Origin of the sequence: Nitrospira defluvii (assembly GCF_905220995.1) — a bacterium.
Taxonomy (GTDB): Bacteria; Nitrospirota; Nitrospiria; order Nitrospirales; family Nitrospiraceae; genus Nitrospira_A; species Nitrospira_A defluvii_C.
On sequence record NZ_CAJNBJ010000016.1, the window covers coordinates 613899 to 633036 of the forward strand.

Genomic DNA, 19138 nt, shown 5'->3' on the forward strand with positions numbered 1-19138 from the left:
TTCCACACGAAACTCCTTCCCCGAGCGCACGCTCATGACGAGGTCGCGCGTGTCAAACTTAGCATGTAGCTGGTCAAATCATTCAACTGCGCATCCGTGAGCGGGAATTTCGGCATGAATGACCCCGGCATCACGGATTGTGGATCGGGGAAATGTTTGAGATGCCAGGCGCGATCGGGTCTGGTATACCCGACGGTCGTCAGGTCCGGCGCCACGGCTCCCCCCTCACCATGAATGCGGTGACAGCCGGCGCAGCCGAACTGGGCATACACCGCCTTGCCCCTCGCCACGGCAGGATCAGTTCTCGGGACCGCATATAAATTCTTGATGGAAATGCCCAGCAGGCCGAATACGACGAGGAGGAATAGGAGTCCGCTTGCCAAGGCCACCGGCCGCCGGATCGGGTTCCGCACAGGGTTGCGGTCAATGAATGGCCAGAAGAACATAATCAGGATGACGCAGAGCGGCAGAATCCAGGTAGCCAGCGGCTCCAACGGCCCATGCACGTACTTGAGCAGCTCATAATAGAAGAGAAAATACCATTCAGGGACGGGCACAAAACTCGTATCGGACGGGTTGGCCTTATCCGTCAGGGGCAGGGGCACGCTGACCGCGAGGATCGCGACAGCCAGAAACACGCCGGCGATCACGACCGCATCCATATACACCTGTCGCGGCGCAAACGTTTCACTACTCAGCGAGGCGCGGTCGTCGGTCCAGGGACCGGCAGGGCCGACACGTCGCAGGATGAAGAGGTGCAGCGCGATCCCCCCGATCAGCACAGCCGGGAGAAACAAGACATGGGTGGCGAAAAACCTGGACAGCGTCAGGGCCCCGAGCGTCTCCCCTCCGCGCAAGACCCGAGACAGGAGATCCCCTACCAACGGCACCGTCCCGACCATGTTGATGCCGACCTGCGTCGCCCAATAGGCCGTTTGATCCCACGGCAGCAGATAGCCGGTGAAGGCAAAGGTCATCACGATGAGGAACAACACAACGCCCATCATCCACATCACTTCGCGGGGCGATTTGTACGCGCCGTAGAGAAACGTCTGCAACATGTGGAGGCCGATTGCAATGACCATGGCGGACGCACCCCAATGATGAAGGCCGCGCACGAACCAGCCGAAGAGGACGTCGCGTTCGATGAATTGGATACTGTCGTAGGCATGATCCGGGGTCGGCGCGTAGTAGAGCGCGAGGAACATGCCTGTGGCGGCCTGCATGAGAAACAGGAAGAGCGTGACGGAGCCGAATACGTAGATCCAACTGGCCCCGCCCGGGATGGGCTCGTCAAGTAATGTGCGCTGAACCGGTCTCAGGTTCAACCGACGGTCGAACCAATCGTATAGGCGAGAAGACATTCAACTCCCAGATCTCGGCGATGAAAGCATCTCAACTCACCACTCAACACATATCACTCACCACTCACGACTCAACACTCACAACTCGACACTCTCCGCCAGCCCTGACTTGAAGTCTTTATACATGACGAGAAGGCGTCCCCCTTCCACCTTGGAGGGCAGGACATCCAGCGGCCGCGGTGCCGGGCCGCCGGTCACCCGTCCGTTGACATCGAAGGAACTACCATGACAGGGACAGAGGAACTTCTTGTCCGCGTCATCCCAGCGATACCCGCAACCGAGATGCGTGCAGATCGGCGAGAACACCCGCACCCCTCCCTCCGGCTGCTTCACCGCCCAGACGGCCTTTTGAGAGGTCGTCTCCATCCACCCGTCCCGGATGGTGGTGATATGGTCCAACTGCGTAGGGCGACCGACGGGCACCCCCTCCACGTCACCCACATCGACCCATTCGCGGCGGCGGCGGCGGAAGGCCGGTGAGACCAGCGCCCCTACCAGCGGGAACGCCAACCCCAGCCCAACGACTCCCGCCGCCGCGAGCGTAACCCAATGAAAGAAGGTCCGCCGACTTCCCACCGGTGTGGAAAACCCGCCGCCGGGCGGCTCGTCATCTTTCATGCTGGATATCCTTTTTTATCATCCACCCCGTTCACCGTCCGAGAGAGCGGCACATCCGTCACCGCACACCTCCGGTTCGATACGGACAGCTCCCCGTCGCACCCCACCTCAGGCGTTCTTGCGAGACGACTGCGTGGGACAGGTGTTGATGCCCAAGAGGGTCCAGGCGGGACAAAAGCCGATGACCCCAGTCACGAGCGCGATCGCGCCGACCGCGAGCACCGCACCCATTGCCGCCCCGGTCAATCCGCCGAAGACACCGATCCCGATAAGGAGAATCCCCAGAACAATCCGAATCGGTCGTTCAATTCCGCCAACGTTGCATGCCATCACGACACCTCCCTCGTTGCAATCACACTCTCAGCCCCCAGCGTTCAGCCATCAGCATCCAGAATCAAGGACTGTCGGCTACTCGCTCTCTCGATGGGTATGAGTCATCACAGCGGGAATGGATTCAATTTTCACTCAACTGGCTTTCTCGATTCTCCACGTACATACCTGATGCTGGCAGCTGAACACTGACCGCTGAAGGCTACTTCGTTGTTCCAAAACGATACATGTCATGGCAGGTGGTGCATCGTGCCGTCATACTCGACAGGCGATTGAGAATCTGTTGGGACGTTTCTCCCTTCGCGATACCGTCGGCCAGATGGTCCATATCCTTGTGGATGGACATACCGAGTTGCTTGAACGCCAGGGGCAGTTTCAGCATGATCGCAGGGTTGACATCCGCCGCCATCGCCATGCCCGCCCCGCGAGCCGCGCCTTCCGCCTCCTTGAGATTTGGACTAGGGCTCCCCAACACCGTGACGACTCCATGCACCGCCTTCAACAAATCCCGCATCTCCGCCAACACGAGGTCCCGCTCCGCCGGCGCAAGCAGAATTTCCGTCCGTCCGTCGGTCGCCGGCCTTGTGTGGCCCTGGACGAACAACGCCGCAACCACGCCCGCCGTGATGATCCATAACACCGCAGTTCCGACACCTAGGACACGCCAGTTCATTGAGTACCCCATCCATGTGTTACGGGAGTGTGCGGTTGGCGCCGGTCCCCAGCACGCGTATGTAGGCCGTCACGTCACGGATCTCCTCATCAGTGAGGACGAACTTCCAGGCTCCCATCGCCGTATTTTTCCGACCATCGTGAATCGTCTTCAACAACGTCGCGTCCAATTTGCTTTGGGCGGCCGGGGCGGTGAGGTCGGCAACCGGCGGCGTGAACGTCATCACACCGTTCCCTTTTCCTTCCACCCCGTGGCACCGGATGCAGAGATTCGCATACAGCGTTTTCCCCTTCCCGGCATTTCCGGTATTCCCATCCCCCGCACACACGCCGCCCACCATCGCCGAGAAGAGGATCCCCGACAGAACAGCAATCGCTCCCGCTCGGACTTTCATTGCGAGCTCCTTTCGACGGTACCCCTCGCACAGATCGCAAAACTATGCAGGATGCAAGGGATGCGATCCCCATGCCAATCACATGTGTAGGAAGGGAAAGGACAAACCTCGCGAGAGCCGTCGGTTTTCGCACAGATGACTGTAGACTGCGCCGGGGTGTGGAGAGAATCACCCCAGCGCATAGGCCTGGCTGGCGCAAGATGCCACAGGGCAGGAGATCACAGGATGGTCGGTTCGAGAGTCACGCGCGTTTTCATGGAATTGGAGATCAGGCAGTTGGCCTCGGCCTTTTCGATTAACTCTTTCGCCTTGACCGCATCTCCTCCGGCATGCAGGGTGATGCGCGGACGCAGCGTGATGACCGTCACTTGGAACTTCCCGTCCACGAGCTCCAACCGACCCTCCGCCTCGGATTGGTACGAAGCAAATGCCAGTCCGGCCCGTTCCGCCACGGCGAGAAAGGTCGTCATCAGGCAGATGTTCGCCGCCGCGACATAGAGATCTTCAGGCGACCAGATGCCCTCATGCCCTTTGAATTCAGGAGGTGTCGCCACCTGGATCTCCGGCTTGCCGTCGCAGGCGATCACCCCCTTTTTCTGCTCCGACCAGGTCACGGTCGTGCGATACGTATACACCTTACTGCGAACCTCCATCATGCCCTCCTGATAAATGATTGCCCGCCCGGTTGCGGATCCTGGCGAGACACGCTTCACACTTCACGGATCTCGAGGATGCCGCTGGCTGATTTTTTCCGCTTCCCGCTAGAGATGATAATCCCCTGCGGCTTCCGGTTGATACAAGACTTCTTTGATGCGCACGGTCCGCGCCCCAGCCGGCACCACCCACTCCACCGTCTCCCCGGCGCGTGCCCCCAACAGCGCGGTCCCGATCGGCGCGAGGATCGACAGCTTCTTTTCCTCGATGCCGGCATCAGACGGAAATACCAACGTATAGATAGTTTCCAGGCCTGTATCGACGTCTTCGATCCTCAGTTGGGAATTCATCGTGACCACATCATGGGGAACGGCGGATGGGTCAACGACATGGGCCCGGTCAAGCTCATGCTCCACACTCTCAAGATGGTCCCGGTCCCGTCCCCCGGCGCTGATACGAGCCTTCAGGACATCTCTCAGGCGCGCCAAATCGAATTCGGTGATATAGATGTCACGCTGGTTCATGCTGTGCTCCCTTCAAGTCCGTCTCGCTCATGGTTCGCGGCACGACCCGGCGATGGCCCGGCGCAAATTTCGGCGTCTTCACGGTGAGGACCGGGCATGTCGCCCGCCGCAAGACGGCATCCGCCACACTGCCGAATCGTTCCACCGAGAGGCCGCGTCGGCCATGGGTCCCCATCACGATCAGATCGGACCGATGGCGCAACGCAGAGGCGAGAATCGCATCGGACGCGATACCCCCTGCAATCTCGACATCAGCCGCCAATCCGAACGAGGTCACGAAGGTCTGGAGTTCCGCCAGTTGCTTGTTCCAATGGCCTCGCTTCTGCGCCTCCTGTTCGACGACGCCCAGCCCGCAGTCCAAGTCGTAGGAAATCGGTTCTAACACATGCATCAAGGTGACTGCGGCGCCGAGGCCGTTCGCGAGCTGAATCGCATATTCGACGGCATCCAGCGAAGGACTCGAAAAATCCAGTGGTGCCAGAATATGCCGGATCTCCACCCGACTATTTGCCGCAGACGGCTCGCCCGCTGCTTCACGCAACCCTGGCACCGCAAGAACCGGACAAGGCCCTTCTCTCACAACCCGTTCCGCCGTGCTGCCGATGAGCCCGCACAGCACATTGGTTCGCCCCCGAACCCCCAACACAATCAACTCTGCACCCTCGTCCTTCGCAGCCAAACCTATGTGCTCGGCCGGACTCCCCAGCACCAACCGTACCCTGGCGGACATGCCTCGCCGCGCGAGATCCTCTCGCACCTCCGCCAACTGCTGCGCCGCCTCAGCCCGTACCTGCATCACCGCAGCAAGGGATTCCGCCTCGGGACTGAACCGTTGGGACGCTTCGATCACATGCAGCACTTCCAACGTGGCTCCCCAGTGAGAAGCGAGATAGAGGGCATAGTTCTGCGCACAGGCCGCACCATCCGAAAAATCGGTCGCCAGGAGAATCCGTGTGATCAGTGGCTTCGTCATGATAGCTCCTCTGAAGCGGGTTGAGCGACTGTTCCCATGGAGACGACCGGTCTCCGGCAGGCAGCGGCGACGGGTCGATCACGGAGCGGTGCGCGTGGATGGTGGTTGATCTGAAAACCGACGATCAGAGACTAATGCGGTTCACTCCAGCAAGACGAATGCCAACGGCCCTCCCGCTCTTGCGCGTGGTGTTTCGCTTATTTTCTAAGCGGGTAGAAAACAGAGGTTGACGTGCCCCACACCGGACTGTTGCCATTTGCTGCAGAGCCCACTTCACAATGAGGCAATACACCCCGTGACTGTCGCTCAAGTACGGCGTGTCACCATGGCACAACCGACTCTACACCCGGCGAATCCGTACGAATCTTCCCCCAGTCGCTCCACCACAACCCGCTCATCTCCATCATCGCCGTCTCGCCAGGCGCATGCTCGAGCAGGTCGCGCGAAAAACTCAGGCACGGCATACGCTCATACATCGTCCGCAACACTTCAGCCTCTTTCCGCGTATCGATCGCCTCGGTCAGGCGTTCGAAGAGGGCCATCACGTTCGGCAGCACTTTCCGGCCCACGTTCCAGAACGCTTCGACTTTTCCCGCCATGATGCCAGTATTCCACAGCGCACCTGACGCATAGGCCAGCTGCGCCAACGGCGGCTCCGGCCTTTCGATAAACGTCTTGACGGCGCGGATCGTGCGAGAGCCGAACCTGAGCAGCTGGTGATCGGGCAAGATCCATCCGTATTCCGCTTGCGGTCCCTCCGGCCTCGACGCGAGCAACACCAGCTTCGTAGTCAGCTGCTCCGCCGCACGCACGGCATACAGCACCTCCCTGAGGAACCGCTCCTCGGGAAGCAGGATGTGGTCGGAGGGAGAAATCAGCACAGTGCCTTCCGGATCACGCGCCCGAATGTAGGTCAGCGAGAGAAACACCTCCGACGCCGTGCCGAGATGACGGGGCTGCACTAACACCATCCCGGGATCCCGCGCGCCGATCTGCGCCCAGGCCTCATGATGCCCACGATCCACGATGACGACCGTACGCGTTGGACTCGTCACCTGCATCGTGCGATCGAGCGCATGCTGGAACTTCGAGCGAGACCCAAGAAACCGGCCGTATTCCTTGGGAACCCTCCGTTCGAGCCCCGGCCTGATCGCCGATTGCATCCCCAGGCCGTCATGGCTCGCCAGCACAATCGACCACCGTCGTCCGCTGGATTCTCCGGGCTCCCGCACCATGATCTCCTCTCCGCGAAGTGAGTACAGCCTCTCCCCGTGACCTAGCTCATTCCTTGCCGATTCGAACGGCGTCCTTGCCGCGCTTCACAGACATCCGCAATGATGCGACCTGTTCTTGGTCGAGGAAGGACAACCCCAGCATCGCCATCCACACCACGAACGTAATCCCTCCCAGCGCCAACAGCACGAGCATGCCGTCACCTCTTTGCACTCGCCCACTCGACAGAGGCGGGGACGAGGCCCTTACCAGGAGAGATTCTGCCAAGACATCCCCCGGAAGACCATGGCTCCCCCTGCACCAATGACCGACACCAGCACGGCGCGACCAGCCAACGGCGTGTGTTCTGCTCGTTCACGCTGTAGGATCTGTGCAAGACGGAACACGCGTCATCCGCCAGTGACCATGCCACTGTGGTCGAGGAACATGAATCGACGGTGAACGGTGCATGAAGAATTCTTCATGAATCGTTCTTCATTCACACTCCATCCAGGTTTCAGATTCGCCTGCTATCGAGCGCGAGGAAGGTGAGTCGTGTGGAAGGCGTCATTCTCTGGGCAGTGACAGCCCTGTTGCCGGTCACGGCCTGTGTTCCCGAACCGGCTGTGGAGAAGCTGCCGATCGACGGCTGCCACCGGGTGCGAAAAACCAGCGGCCATGGAACACCATGGGACAGGCGGGGGCTGCTTATTCGAGCGACAGCATGCTCGACCGCGCGACCTGCGTCAGCCCCCAGAGCAAAAACAGACCATAGACCGTGCCGAAGAACCAGGGGAAGCTGACGGCCCGATGCGCCCACCATTGGCGGTGCTGACGGAACGCCCACGAGGGTTCGAACGAGCGTGGTTCGTTGCTCTGATCGACAATCGTTTCACGGTGCTCGCGCAATCGATACAACGTGCTCACCGGTTTCCGGTTGAGCCACTCCGGTCTGGTTTCGATGCCGCGCAACTGCCATTCCCACAGCGCATTCTGCCCGGAAAACCGGCCCAGCACGATCGCCATCTGTACGCTCATGAGAATCCCGATCGTGCTCAGCAGGACGATGACGATGGTAAACGGCAGGGCCAGCGACTCCCGCGAAACCAGCAACCCGATGACGGCGACGAAAATCGAATTGGCCGTGAGATAGTCCGACAACATCGTGTGGTAATCACGGACACCGGCTGTCCACAAGGTCAACAGGTGATTGTAGTCGGACTGCATGGTCTCGCGATCGTAGATCATCCCGCTAGGCTCCATTCACAGCCTGATCGACCAACCGATAGGCATTGCGCAGGTATTGGCCGACCATGCGCTGCGTGTTGAAAAACGCCCCGTTGATCGCAATCGTGTGTGTCATGATCTCGATGAATCGGTCCCGGTCTTTGTAGAAGAGGGGCAACACCTGCTGTTCGAGTTTGTCGTAGAGCGCGGCCGCATGACAGGCCTGCATCTCCTCCGGTGGGGAGCCGCAGGCCTCGACCTTCTCCCCGATCGACCAGCCGGTCACGCCTTCGATATGCCCCTCGACCCACCAGCCGTCCAGCACACTCAAGCTGGGCACGCCGTTCATCGCCGCTTTCATCCCGCTGGTGCCGGAGGCCTCCATCGGCGGCAACGGCGTGTTCAGCCACACGTCCACCCCCGCGCACAGCAGCCTGGCCAAGGTCATATCGTAATTCGCCAAGTAGGCCACGGAGAGTTGCCCGCGCATGGCGTGAATGCGCCGGATCATCTCCTTGCCCTCCTGGTCCTGCGGATGCGCCTTGCCCGCAAACACGAACTGAATCGGCCCCACCTGCTTCCCTAAGCGCTGCAATCGCTCGACATCGTGAAATACCAGCATCCCCCGTTTGTACGCGGTGGCGCGGCGGGCGAAGCCGATCGTGAGCACATCCCGATCGAAGCCTGCGTTGGTCTCGCGATTCACCTCATCGACCAAGGCCAGCTTGGTCTCCCGATGGGCGGCCCAAATGTCCGTCCCGGGAATACTAATGGCGTAGCGAAGCGACAGTTGATCGTACCGCCAATCAGGAAGGTGACGGTCGTACAGACTCTGAAAGGCCGGAGCCGCCCAGGCCACGGCATGCACCCCGTTTGTAATGGAATGGATCGGATAGCCGGGATACAACGAATGGGAGACCTCGCCATGCCGCATCGCCACGCCATTGACAAACCGCGACCCGCGCAGGGCTAACAATGTCATGTTCAACGCGCCCTGATGTTGGCAGGCCTGCGCGAGTTCGCACCGCCGCGTTCCCAGCACCCGATGCGCCAGGTCGGCAGGAAATTGATCGTGGCCCGCGGGCACCGGCGTATGGGTGGTGAACACACAGTGCTCCCGCACCTTCTCGATCACCTCCGGCGGCACCTCACCGTTTCGCGGTTCCGCGCCGATCGCGGCCTCGATCATGGCCAGCACCAGCAGCGCCGCATGGCCTTCGTTGAGGTGGTAGCGATAGATATGGTCGTGCCCCAAGGCTTGCAGCAACGCGAACCCGCCGAACCCGAGGACCATTTCCTGACACAATCGATAGTGGGCATCTCCTCCGTAGAGCGAATCCGTGATGGTCCGATCCCAGGGGCTGTTCTCCTGGAGGTCCGTATCGAGCAAGTACACAGGCACGGGATGCCCCGACATGCCGGTCACCACATGTCGCCAAGCGCGTACCTGCACCCGTCGCCCCTCGATCTCGACGGTGACACGCGGCTCCAGCGGCTCGGCAAAATCGCTGATCGTCCAGGCCACCGGTTCCTCGGACTGCCGGCCCTCGCGATCGAGGCGCTGATAGAAGTAACCGCGTCTGTGCAGCAGTGTGACGCCGACCATCGGCACGCCCAGGTCGGCGGCGGAGCGAATGGTGTCCCCGGCCAACACCCCTAAGCCACCCGCGTACGTCGGCATCAACGGATTCAGGCCGATCTCCATCGAAAAATAGGCGACCAGCGCAGTGCGGCCTGGGCGTATCATGTAGTCCCCAATACCTGACGAATGAGGCGCAGTTCGTCCCGAACTAACCGAGGCATCAGAAAATGCTGGCGGACATGCTCACGCCCGGCCCGCCCGAAGTCTCCACGTTCGCCGGGGTGCTGGAGCAGATGGAGCGCCCGCTCCGCGCAGCCTTCCACATTGTCGACCAGATGCTTTTGGAACGGTTCGGGGAACTGCATCGGAATGCCGCCCGTGTTGCCGGCGACCACCGGCTTTTCCTTCCACAGCGCCTCGGACACCACCAGCCCGAACCCTTCCCGCAGTGATTTTTGAATCACGACATCCGAGCCACGTTGAAAGGCGTTCACTTCCATGCTGCCCACACCGGACAGATTCGTAAAGACAAAGAGGTCCGGATCGTTCGCGGCCTCCTCTTCGACCCGATCCAGAATTTCCCACCCTTCCGGGTCGTCTCCGGCCATCGCGCCGATCAACACCAATTGCACGCCCGGGAGTTCCTCTTTGACCAAACGGTAGGCGCGCACCACGCCGAGCGGATCCTTCCATGGATCGAAGCGAGACACCTGCAACAGCAACGGCCTGGTCGGGTCCACACCGGAGTCCACAATCACGCGGCGGCACAAGTCAGCCGATAACTCCATGTTTTTGGTCGCGAGCGGATCAATGGCGGGGGCGATGAACGCGATGCGCTTGGAGGCCAGTTGCGGCAACACGAATTGATCCATCGTGAACACGACGGCTTCATACTCTTCCAACAGAGGTCTCAGAAAATGACTGACGTCCTTGTCCGGCGCCGAGCTGTCGATGTGGCAGCGCCAGATCCACTTGGCGCCACGTGGTCCTGCGAAATGGCGAATGGCGGCCGGCTGCGGATCGTGCACGATGTAGAGATCATAGTCGTTGCCGAGTGCCTTCGCGCTTCGCTCATTGACCGTGAGATACAGATCCTGCTCGGCCTTTCCCAAACCATAGTGGCCGCCTTGCAGCGCGTTATGGAACGATTTGGTAATGGCAAAAAATTCCGGTTCTCCGTGGATCAATCGCCAATCGGCCTGCACCCCAAGCGCCTGCAGCATCGGGATATACCGCGCCAACAATTCCGCCACTCCCCCGCCCGCGGCCGTCGAATTCACATGACAAATTCTGGCTCCCTGCACACTTTTGGCAAGCGCCGTCAGCTCCTCGTACATCTCCTCGCTGAGAAGACCGCGGTAGCCGCCCAGATTCGCCAGGATCGCCCCGCACCGTCGGCCGACGCCCACTTTCGGTAACTGCGTCTGTATATCCATCCGTCCTGCCTTTCCTTCATCTGCATCCGTCAACCGAACGTCGCCCGCACCCATTCTCCGAGATAATGTGTCATCGCCACGACACTGAGCCCGATGAGCACATGCTCGCTGATCACCTTCCACGGGGGCACCCGTTGCGCCAGCGCCAGCGCATAACTCAGCACGGCCAGCAGCGACAGGCCCCAGAGCAGACTGACGACGAGAGCCAGGTCCAGCGGCAGGAACAGCACCGGCACGGCGAAAGTCCCGGCGATGACGAACTTCGCGGCAAACGTGGCAACCGTGGACGCCCAGATGTCATGGGTATTCCCATGATTCTTCGATTCTTCGGCCACGTGGATCCCCAAGGCATCGGACATGGCGTCGGCCACCGCAATCGTGAGAATCCCTCCCAGGACGGCGGGCATGGAATGGGTGCCTGCATGCAAGCCGACCATCAGCCCCAGAGTCGTGATCACTCCGGATGTGAGCCCGAAACTGAACCCGATTTTCAGTGCGGTGCGCATGCCCGATCTCGTCTCCCGACAGACCATCCGGCGGCATCACCACCATCAACGGAGGGCCGGTCAACAGACCTCTTTGCCGCCTTCCCGCAGACAACCTGCAATCCAGTCATTCACCGCGGCCAGCACCGCACTCATCGCACGGTTCGCCGCCAGGACCCCGCCGTAGGCGTCCTCGCTCGGTGCCGGTTCCAGCCTGTCAAAACTTCTGGCGCCCATCACACGCTGAGTCTTCAGGTCGGTCAGTTGCGCGCGCAACCGCACTCGACTCTGGCTCGGCTTCTGCAGGAACTCCTGTTGCACCACCAGGCCCGACACATCCAGTTGATGGTCCGCACGGAGGGCCGACGGCATGGGCACCACCACACGCCAGTAGCCCGACTGTTCGAGCGCCCGGATGAGTAACGGCGCCAACATCCTGGACGGAGCGTCAACCCAGAAATGGGTGGCGTAGTAATTTACTTCCGACGGACGCTCCAGATAGGCCATCCGTGGTTGCTCAAATCCGGCCGCTGCCTGCGGCACGCCGACGAGCAAGACGCCTTGAGTGTTCGCTCGGGAAAGCGGAGCGACAAGGCCCCGTTCCGGCTCCTCCGTCGTCAACACGAAGGTATGGACCGGGCTGTCCGTCGGCCGGGGCAACACGCAGGCCGTCAACGTGCATGCCGCCAAGACCACCATCAACCTGCTTCGCGCGTAAAGATCGGCCACGATACGCCCCTCACTCCCCCGGTCCCTTGGATTGAGACGAACGGCCAAGCACCAGCAGATTCGGTTGTCGTTCAATCTGTTGGGCCACGCGATTCAGGGTGGCGGTCAATTGCCGCAACTCCGTGACCAGCAACCCGGCATCGGCCAGGGTCTGCCGGGTAAACTGTTCGACACCCGGCTTACTGCTCCCCACCATGTCGCCGACCGAGCGACTGGTTCGGGACAACTCTTCCGTCAGCTGTTGGAGTCCGACCGCGCTCTTGCCGATGCGGTCCAGCACGGCCGGCAACTGCGTCCCAAGCCGTTCCGTGACTTTCGCCGCCTGCTCGGCCGCCAGCGTGGCGCCCTGGATGCCGCGATCCAGGTGGCTGCTGTGGGCCGCCAAGACCTTGGTCACCTCAGACAGATCCTTGAGCACGTGCTTGACCAGCGTACGATTCTCCTCGTCTACGATCAAGGAGGCATTCTGGGCCAGACCGTTGAGATGGACGACCAGATTCGCCAGCCCCTGATCGGACAACAATTTCGCCAGCGTGCCGTCCAATCGTCCGAAGAGTGACGGCACACTCTTGATGACCGGATAAGCCTGCCCGGCGTCCGGCGACAGCGGAGGCGCCTCCCGCGTGCCTCCTGTCAAATTCAGCGTCACCAACCCCGTGAGGCCTTGCGTCACCAAGACCGCCTGGGTGTCGGTCTTGACCGGTGTGCCGGCGACGATGTCCAACGTGACCCGTACCTCTTCCGGATTCTCCGGATTCAGCACCACGGCTTTCACCCGTCCGACATCCACACCGCGATATTTCACGGTCGAATCCACGCTAAGCCCGGCGACCGATTCCCTCGTATAGACGTAATACCGATCGTAGATGCCGCGATAATCCGTCTTCCCCAGCCAGAAAATCGCCCCGAGCACCGTGAGCCCCAGCAGCAGCACGAATGCCCCGACCACGATGTAGTTGACCTTCGGTTCCATCCGGTACCTCTCAGTCCCGATTCGCCGCGGTCCCGGTATGATTCTGCTGCGCGGCCCGTCCGCGCGGACCGTGGAAATAGCCGCGGACCGCCGGATCCTCCGACGCCGCGAGCGCCTCCATCGTGCCCATTCCCAACACCCGACCTTCGCCCAGGACCGCCACCCGATCGGCAATACGCCACAACGAATCGAGATCGTGCGTCACCATCACCACCGTGAGACCCAGCAACCGCTTGAGTTCGAGCACCAGATCATCGAACCCCGCAGCGATCATCGGATCGAGTCCGGCGGTCGGTTCGTCGAGAAACAACAGTTCCGGGTCCATGACGATGGCACGAGCCAGCGCGGCGCGGCGCCGCATCCCGCCGCTGAGTTCGCTCGGAAATTTCACCGCGCTGTCGGGGGGAAGGCCGACCAGGGCGATTTTTAACGCCACAATCTCGCGGATCAGCCTTGCACTCAGTGTCGTGTGCTCCTTCAAGGGAACCGCGACATTGTCGGCCAGCGTCATGGAACTGAACAGGGCCCCGTGCTGAAACATCACCCCAAACCGCCGATGGAGGGGAGATCCGTCCGACTGCTCCAACTCGCGACTGTTCACGCCCAGAAGCCTGATGCTCCCGGTCGTCGGCGCCAGCAGGCCGATGATCTCGCGCAAGAGCGTCGATTTGCCGCACCCGTTTCCGCCGGCGATGGCGAACACCTCGCCTTGCATAACCGTGAGGTTCACATCCTCGTGCACGATCGCCGGCCCGAATCGGGTGGAGACATGGCTCACTTCGATCACCGGCATGTCCCTGTGCGCGACTCCAGACATGACGCCTGTCACTTCCCAACGTGATCGTGGGCCGAAACACAGAACTCGAACATCCCGGCTACAAGCTCCACCAGTTCAACAGAATGCTGCACAAGGCGTCGAAAATGATCACCAGAAAAATGCTCTGCACCACGCTGATCGTCGTGTGCCGCCCCACGTCATCCACTCCGCCGCGAATTTGAAACCCCTGATAACATCCGACCAGCGCGATGATGACGGCAAAAAACGGCGCCTTCCCGATCCCAATGAGAAAATGGCGCAAGGCAACGGCCTCCTCAAACCGCGTGAGAAAGGCGGTGAAACTCACGTTCAGCTGGTTCGACGCGATCAACATACCGCCGAACACCCCCAACACATCGGCATACACCGTCAACAACGGCAGCGCGACGAGCAAGGCCAGCATCCGCGGCAAGACCAGCAACTCGGTAGGCGACAGTCCGAACGTGCGCAACGCATCCAGTTCTTCCGTCACCTTCATCGTCCCGATCTGCGCCGCATAGGCCGAGCCCGAACGCCCGGCAATGAGGATCGCCACCACCAAGGGGCCGATCTCCCGCAACAAGGCGGTGCCGACGAGATCGACGATGAAAATGTTGGCTCCGATGGTGCGCAATTGCTCCGCCCCTTGATACGCGATGACGATGTCCATGAGGAACGTCAGCAACCCCGTGATCGGCAGGACTTTGAACCCGTTGATCTCCAGGTTGCCGAATACGGCGCGCCAGCGACCGGGCCAAGACGACCGAGCCCTCGCCGATCGATCCCGGCATACCTCTGTGAAATGTGCTCTGCTTCACATCAATCCACCCTGTGACAGGGGCCAGCCGCTCCGGCTGCCGGCGCCGATCCGCTCATGTGAAGGATCCGGTGTCTGCTTCGAGGAAAACAGGGTACGTGGCCGCGAGCGGGATAGCAAAGAGCACTGCCACGACCACGTTCAGCACGGCGTTGTGCCAGAAGCCGGACCATAAGGAGAACACGGTGTCAGGAATGAACCATGCAGCAACCGAAACAGCGAGCGTGTACCAACCGTCACGCGAGCCGCGGCGGAATGGACTGAGCACGATGAAGAGGAGCGCAATCCCCCAGCCAATCATGACTGCGCCCAACACCCCGTGAACAAGAGCGATGTACGTCACTGCAGGCTCTCCAAGGGCACCGATGGTTCCAGCCGACGAGAACACGAGCAGGCTGAAAAACTGCCGTGTGAGACCGGGCGCGACCACCATGCTGAGGCCGAAAACAAGAACGCCCGCTGTCACGACGATGAGCCACCGCCACCAGAAGAGGGCGCTGCCTTTCAACATGTGGTCTCCAAGTATCTCTCGTACTACTGTTCCAATGACTTCGCTCTAGCGACAGCATCTTTCAGTGGCAAACGTTTCCCCGTGGTCAAATAGTGGTTGAGCATGGCCTCGCCCATTCTCATCTCGAAGACAAAGGTGTCGGTAATGCCATCGAGAATCCGGTTTCCATCGGGGGTGAGGGCCGTCAGGACCTGCTCATTGTTTGCCGTGGTCGTGCCGTCTCCATTGTCGATCAGCGCGATGGAGAGGGATATGACTCTGAGCGGATTCACGCGGACAAACTCAACCAATGAATACGGATCGTGCCGGCTGATGACCCAGACATCGTCTGAGGAATCGCCTGGAACATGAGTTCTAAAGACGCAATTCTTCTCTGCAACACCGGAAGCCGAATAGAGCATCTCGCATTGCCAAGATTCGACCCACTCATATTCGCGCACCGGACAGAGAAGAGGAAACAACCTATCGGGTGACGCCATAAATTGCTGCACGTAGCGTTGCGTCATCCGCCTGGCCGCGAAATCGTTCATAGTTATTCCTTCTTCACGCCCCACATTCGACATGGAACCAGGCACCGGTTTGCCGGTGCCTGTCCGCTCAACGATCGCCGTTCCCCCGTTTCAGGGTGTCACCTCCACACCATTCAGGATGTGCTCTCACGTATCTGCGGCGATTTCTGTTCAAGCACATATCCGATCGCCACAAGAGGAGCGCCCATGGCCACGTTGCGTGCGCAGATGTCAATGAAGCAGCGTGAGACTGACCGCCTCGTGATTCTCTGTAAGTACAGAGCCGACAAGAGGCCTCCCTCAAGTGTTCCCTCCACAATCATGATCGTCTTGAAAAAGAAGAGGTCCGTCTGCATGAGCGGTACCAAGGGAATCGCCGTCACATAAGGAACGACGCACAAGATAAACCCATACCCGACCTTCTTGAGTATCGTCATGCCTCCGTCCTTAGAGAGCTGCAGCGCCCCGCAGTTGTTTCACAGCATAAAATTCCTGGAGCAGTGACACCATCGGAACAAGTCGAGCCATGTTTGCGGACGCCGATGAGTCGGTGAGCCGGCCGTGTCTTGCGCCGAGGCGTATTCATAGATCCCACCAGTTCAACAGAATGCTGCACAAGGCGTCGAAAATGATCACCAGAAAAATGCTCTGCACCACGCTGATCGTCGTGTGCCGCCCCACGTCATCAACTCCGCCGCGAATTTGAAACCCCTGATAACATCCGACCAGCGCGATGATGACGGCAAAAAACGGCGCCTTCCCGATCCCAATGAGAAAATGGCGCAAGGCAACGGCCTCCTCAAACCGCGTGAGAAAGGCGGTGAAACTCACGTTCAGCTGGTTCGACGCGATCAACATACCGCCGAACACCCCCAACACATCGGCATACACCGTCAACAACGGCAGCGCGACGACCAAGGCCAGCACACGAGGCAACACCAGCAGTTCGATGGGCGAGAGCCCGAAGGTCTGCAGGGCATCCAGTTCTTCCGTCACCTTCATCGTACCGATCTGCGCGGCATAGGCCGACCCCGACCGCCCGGCAATCAAGATGGCCGCGATCAGCGGCGCAATCTCCCGCAACAGGGAGATGCCCACCAAATCCACGATGAAAATGTTGGTGCCGAATTTTCGCAGTTGCTCGGCGCCCTGATACGCAATCACCACGCCGATCAGAAACGTCAGCAGGCCGGTAATCGGTAAGGCGTTTACCCCGTCGAGCCGAAGACTGTTCAGGGTACTGCGCCAACGAATGCGAGCCGGCGACGACATCACACGAACCAGCGCCGTCGACGTCCGGCCGACAAATTCCAACCCCTGCAGGGCCTGTGTCATGGATTTGCGGAGGAGCGCCTGGAGCAGCTGAGTCCCGTCCGGCCGCACCGCGACATGGGCCATCATGACGCTCCAGTTGGCCGACACCAGACTCATCAGTTGCAGATATTCAGACCGCAGCCCCTCAACGGTCACCTCACACCCGCGAAGGCGCGCGTCCATCACCGCGCGGGACAAGACCACTGCCCCACCGGTGTCGAAGGCCGCGATGCCGCTCCCCTCAAATCGGAACGCTCCACCCGTGGGCCAGTCCATCGCCGCGAGGACACGTTCGGCCCTCGCGACTTCTGGCATCGTCCAGGCGCCCTGACAACGCAATGTACGCCCTTCCACCAGGGTGACAGTCGCCGGCTGTTCTCCACTTTCAGTTGTCGATCGACGAGCCATGCTTGCTTCGCTGCACGTCACACCTGTTGCTGCTCTCGCAACCCGACAATCAAGTCCTTCTTGGTGATCAACAATGCCCCCAGGCCGAAGAGCACGGCGCCAAGCGTCACCAGGCCGCCGACCACCGGCACCAGCGACAGGAGTGAATAGACCACGAGCCCCACCATAAACGGCTTGGCCAAGGATGACGACTCGTCTCGATGACGAAGCAGACGCTGCCCGATGTACATCATGGTGTAGATCCGAGCCAGATAGACCGTCACCCCATACATCGCCAGCAACACCACCCCCACCGGTAGGGCCAGCAGCGTGACCACCAGACTCGCGGCAGCAATCGGTGTGACGAGCAACACTGCCGTGCCTACTCCCAGCGACGCTCCCGGCCGATCCCGTATCGTCGTCGTCACTCGGTGTGAGAAGACGGGATAGACTCGCAAGAGGATCAGCCCCAGAATCAGCGTGGACAGAAAACCGACGACAGCCGCCAGCACCCGCGCTCCGATGATTCCCTGACGAGCCCGCTCCACGCTCCAGCCCTCCGGCAACGGGCGGCGGGTGATCGGTCCGCGAACAGTGGCTTCTTCGTCGATCGAGGGAGCCGCATCTCCCCAATATCGCAACCGGCCGCCCACCGACGCTTTCGAGGTCAGGCGAACGGACTCGGCGGCCACGATCAGGTCGCGCTCAATCTCATTGGACAGCGTCGCCCGCCAGGCCCCCACCCGCGCATCGCGACCGATCGGTCCCTCCAGCTGCACATGCCCGCCTCCGGCGATGAGGTTTTCCCGAACCTTCGCCGTCTCGGTCAGGTGAAGATCCACTCCGGCCAAAGTGGCATTTCTCCCGATCGTGCCGCTCACGGTGACTTGGGCACCTATCACCCGAGCATCCTGAGCCACTGTGCCCGACAGGATGACCTTGGCCCCGGCGACGATCACATCCCCGTTGACGACGCCATCGATCATCACGTCGCCGCCGGCCGCATAGAGATCGCCGTTGACGATCCCGGAAATTTGGACATGCGGCCCGAACGCGAAGTAATCGCCCTGCACCACCTGCCCCGCTCGCAACACGGCTCGATCGCCCCACGGCGATCGCGAGACCGCATCATCGGCAAAGGCCGCCGGCGACGGCGCGCATATGAGCAGGACCAGGACGGTTGAACCGATGGCATCCCTGACGTTCATCGTGGCATGACTCCAGCTCCGTAGCGATAGACCAACTCGCCGCCGAAATAGCTGGCGACCAACAGCAGCAACGATCCAGCAACCCCAAGCCCCAGCACCAGCGCAGGGCGCTCCCGCATCAACCCCCAAGACGACATCACTCGCAGGCTTAGCAGGCCGAGAAACACCCAGAACACCGAGCCCCCAAGCTCCTCATGAATTTCAATCGCTTGCTTCGAGATTCCGCTTCGTTCAACCGCTTCTTCGGCCAAATGCCCTGTGAGCACCGCCACCGCTGCCGCCAGGACGCCGAGCACCAGCAGAGACAAGCTGGTATCCCGAAACTGTTGGCTCCGCCATCGGAACGCCAACGCATCAAACAGGGTGCTCGTCAACAGCAAGGCAATAGGAAAGTGGACGACCATCGGATGAATAGGATGCAT

General features: G+C 60.7%; 24 protein-coding genes. All 24 read right to left on the reverse strand.

The annotated features are described in order from the left end of the window. Nucleotides 1-32: 32 nt before the first annotated feature. The 24 genes from KJA79_RS14540 to KJA79_RS14655 all read right to left on the reverse strand — a co-directional run bounded on the left by KJA79_RS14540 (nucleotide 33) and on the right by KJA79_RS14655 (nucleotide 19138). Nucleotides 33-1364, reverse strand: a complete 1332-nt coding sequence (locus KJA79_RS14540; RefSeq protein WP_213042770.1) for a cytochrome b N-terminal domain-containing protein — start codon at nucleotides 1362-1364, stop codon at nucleotides 33-35. A gap of 78 nt (nucleotides 1365-1442) precedes the next feature. Then, complete coding sequence (locus KJA79_RS14545) at nucleotides 1443-1982, reverse strand: QcrA and Rieske domain-containing protein (protein WP_213042771.1); 540 nt, start codon at nucleotides 1980-1982, stop codon at nucleotides 1443-1445. 108 nt (nucleotides 1983-2090) lie between these two features. Beyond that, the gene (locus KJA79_RS14550; protein ID WP_213042772.1) at nucleotides 2091-2312 is read right to left on the reverse strand and encodes a YgaP family membrane protein; all 222 of its coding nucleotides are present in this window, start codon (nucleotides 2310-2312) and stop codon (nucleotides 2091-2093) included. A 202-nt stretch (nucleotides 2313-2514) separates the two neighbouring features. After that, entirely contained in the window at nucleotides 2515-2985 is a 471-nt protein-coding gene (locus tag KJA79_RS14555) for a cytochrome c (RefSeq protein ID WP_213042773.1), read from the reverse strand. A gap of 19 nt (nucleotides 2986-3004) precedes the next feature. Continuing rightward, on the reverse strand, nucleotides 3005-3379 hold the full coding sequence (locus KJA79_RS14560) for a c-type cytochrome (RefSeq protein ID WP_213042774.1): 375 nt from the start codon (nucleotides 3377-3379) through the stop codon (nucleotides 3005-3007). A 218-nt stretch (nucleotides 3380-3597) separates the two neighbouring features. After that, on the reverse strand, nucleotides 3598-4035 hold the full coding sequence (locus tag KJA79_RS14565; protein WP_246507671.1) for an OsmC family protein: 438 nt from the start codon (nucleotides 4033-4035) through the stop codon (nucleotides 3598-3600). A gap of 105 nt (nucleotides 4036-4140) precedes the next feature. Then, nucleotides 4141-4557, reverse strand: a complete 417-nt coding sequence (gene rnk, locus KJA79_RS14570) for a nucleoside diphosphate kinase regulator (protein WP_213042775.1) — start codon at nucleotides 4555-4557, stop codon at nucleotides 4141-4143. Next, nucleotides 4544-5530 carry a universal stress protein gene (locus KJA79_RS14575; protein ID WP_213042776.1) on the reverse strand — a complete coding sequence of 329 codons (987 nt, stop codon included), beginning with the start codon at nucleotides 5528-5530 and terminating at the stop codon, nucleotides 4544-4546. The genes rnk and KJA79_RS14575 overlap by 14 nt, the downstream gene beginning before the upstream one ends. A gap of 320 nt (nucleotides 5531-5850) precedes the next feature. After that, nucleotides 5851-6765, reverse strand: a complete 915-nt coding sequence (locus tag KJA79_RS14580) for a sugar phosphate nucleotidyltransferase (RefSeq protein ID WP_213042777.1) — start codon at nucleotides 6763-6765, stop codon at nucleotides 5851-5853. A 46-nt stretch (nucleotides 6766-6811) separates the two neighbouring features. After that, complete coding sequence (locus KJA79_RS14585; protein WP_213042778.1) at nucleotides 6812-6958, reverse strand: hypothetical protein; 147 nt, start codon at nucleotides 6956-6958, stop codon at nucleotides 6812-6814. 492 nt (nucleotides 6959-7450) lie between these two features. Next, on the reverse strand, nucleotides 7451-7990 hold the full coding sequence (locus tag KJA79_RS14590; protein WP_213042779.1) for a hypothetical protein: 540 nt from the start codon (nucleotides 7988-7990) through the stop codon (nucleotides 7451-7453). A 4-nt stretch (nucleotides 7991-7994) separates the two neighbouring features. Beyond that, a complete protein-coding gene (gene glgP / locus KJA79_RS14595; protein ID WP_213042780.1) occupies nucleotides 7995-9716 on the reverse strand; it encodes an alpha-glucan family phosphorylase in 1722 nt (573 codons plus the stop codon). Continuing rightward, nucleotides 9713-10987, reverse strand: coding sequence for a glycosyltransferase (locus KJA79_RS14600; protein WP_213042781.1), 1275 nt, complete (start codon nucleotides 10985-10987; stop codon nucleotides 9713-9715). The genes glgP and KJA79_RS14600 overlap by 4 nt, the downstream gene beginning before the upstream one ends. Nucleotides 10988-11016: 29 nt before the next feature. Then, nucleotides 11017-11493: a VIT1/CCC1 transporter family protein gene (locus KJA79_RS14605; RefSeq protein ID WP_213042782.1), complete on the reverse strand. Its 477-nt coding sequence runs from the start codon at nucleotides 11491-11493 to the stop codon at nucleotides 11017-11019. A 60-nt stretch (nucleotides 11494-11553) separates the two neighbouring features. Then, entirely contained in the window at nucleotides 11554-12201 is a 648-nt protein-coding gene (locus KJA79_RS14610) for an ABC-type transport auxiliary lipoprotein family protein (RefSeq protein ID WP_213042783.1), read from the reverse strand. A gap of 10 nt (nucleotides 12202-12211) precedes the next feature. Continuing rightward, entirely contained in the window at nucleotides 12212-13174 is a 963-nt protein-coding gene (locus KJA79_RS14615; RefSeq protein WP_213042784.1) for an MlaD family protein, read from the reverse strand. Nucleotides 13175-13184: 10 nt separating this feature from the next. After that, entirely contained in the window at nucleotides 13185-13967 is a 783-nt protein-coding gene (locus KJA79_RS14620; RefSeq protein ID WP_246507673.1) for an ABC transporter ATP-binding protein, read from the reverse strand. Between the two features lie 82 nt (nucleotides 13968-14049). Further along, on the reverse strand, nucleotides 14050-14694 hold the full coding sequence (locus KJA79_RS14625; RefSeq protein WP_281412692.1) for an MlaE family ABC transporter permease: 645 nt from the start codon (nucleotides 14692-14694) through the stop codon (nucleotides 14050-14052). 148 nt (nucleotides 14695-14842) lie between these two features. Next, nucleotides 14843-15298: a hypothetical protein gene (locus tag KJA79_RS14630; protein ID WP_213042786.1), complete on the reverse strand. Its 456-nt coding sequence runs from the start codon at nucleotides 15296-15298 to the stop codon at nucleotides 14843-14845. Between the two features lie 23 nt (nucleotides 15299-15321). Beyond that, nucleotides 15322-15828: a hypothetical protein gene (locus KJA79_RS14635; protein WP_213042787.1), complete on the reverse strand. Its 507-nt coding sequence runs from the start codon at nucleotides 15826-15828 to the stop codon at nucleotides 15322-15324. 113 nt (nucleotides 15829-15941) lie between these two features. Beyond that, nucleotides 15942-16244: a hypothetical protein gene (locus tag KJA79_RS14640; protein ID WP_213042788.1), complete on the reverse strand. Its 303-nt coding sequence runs from the start codon at nucleotides 16242-16244 to the stop codon at nucleotides 15942-15944. A gap of 145 nt (nucleotides 16245-16389) precedes the next feature. Further along, a complete protein-coding gene (locus KJA79_RS14645; protein ID WP_213042789.1) occupies nucleotides 16390-17529 on the reverse strand; it encodes an ABC transporter permease in 1140 nt (379 codons plus the stop codon). Nucleotides 17530-17546: 17 nt separating this feature from the next. Then, nucleotides 17547-18716, reverse strand: coding sequence for a DUF8173 domain-containing protein (locus tag KJA79_RS14650; RefSeq protein ID WP_213042790.1), 1170 nt, complete (start codon nucleotides 18714-18716; stop codon nucleotides 17547-17549). Continuing rightward, the gene (locus KJA79_RS14655) at nucleotides 18713-19138 is read right to left on the reverse strand and encodes a DUF2231 domain-containing protein (RefSeq protein ID WP_213042791.1); all 426 of its coding nucleotides are present in this window, start codon (nucleotides 19136-19138) and stop codon (nucleotides 18713-18715) included. Before KJA79_RS14655 ends, KJA79_RS14650 begins: the two co-directional genes overlap by 4 nt.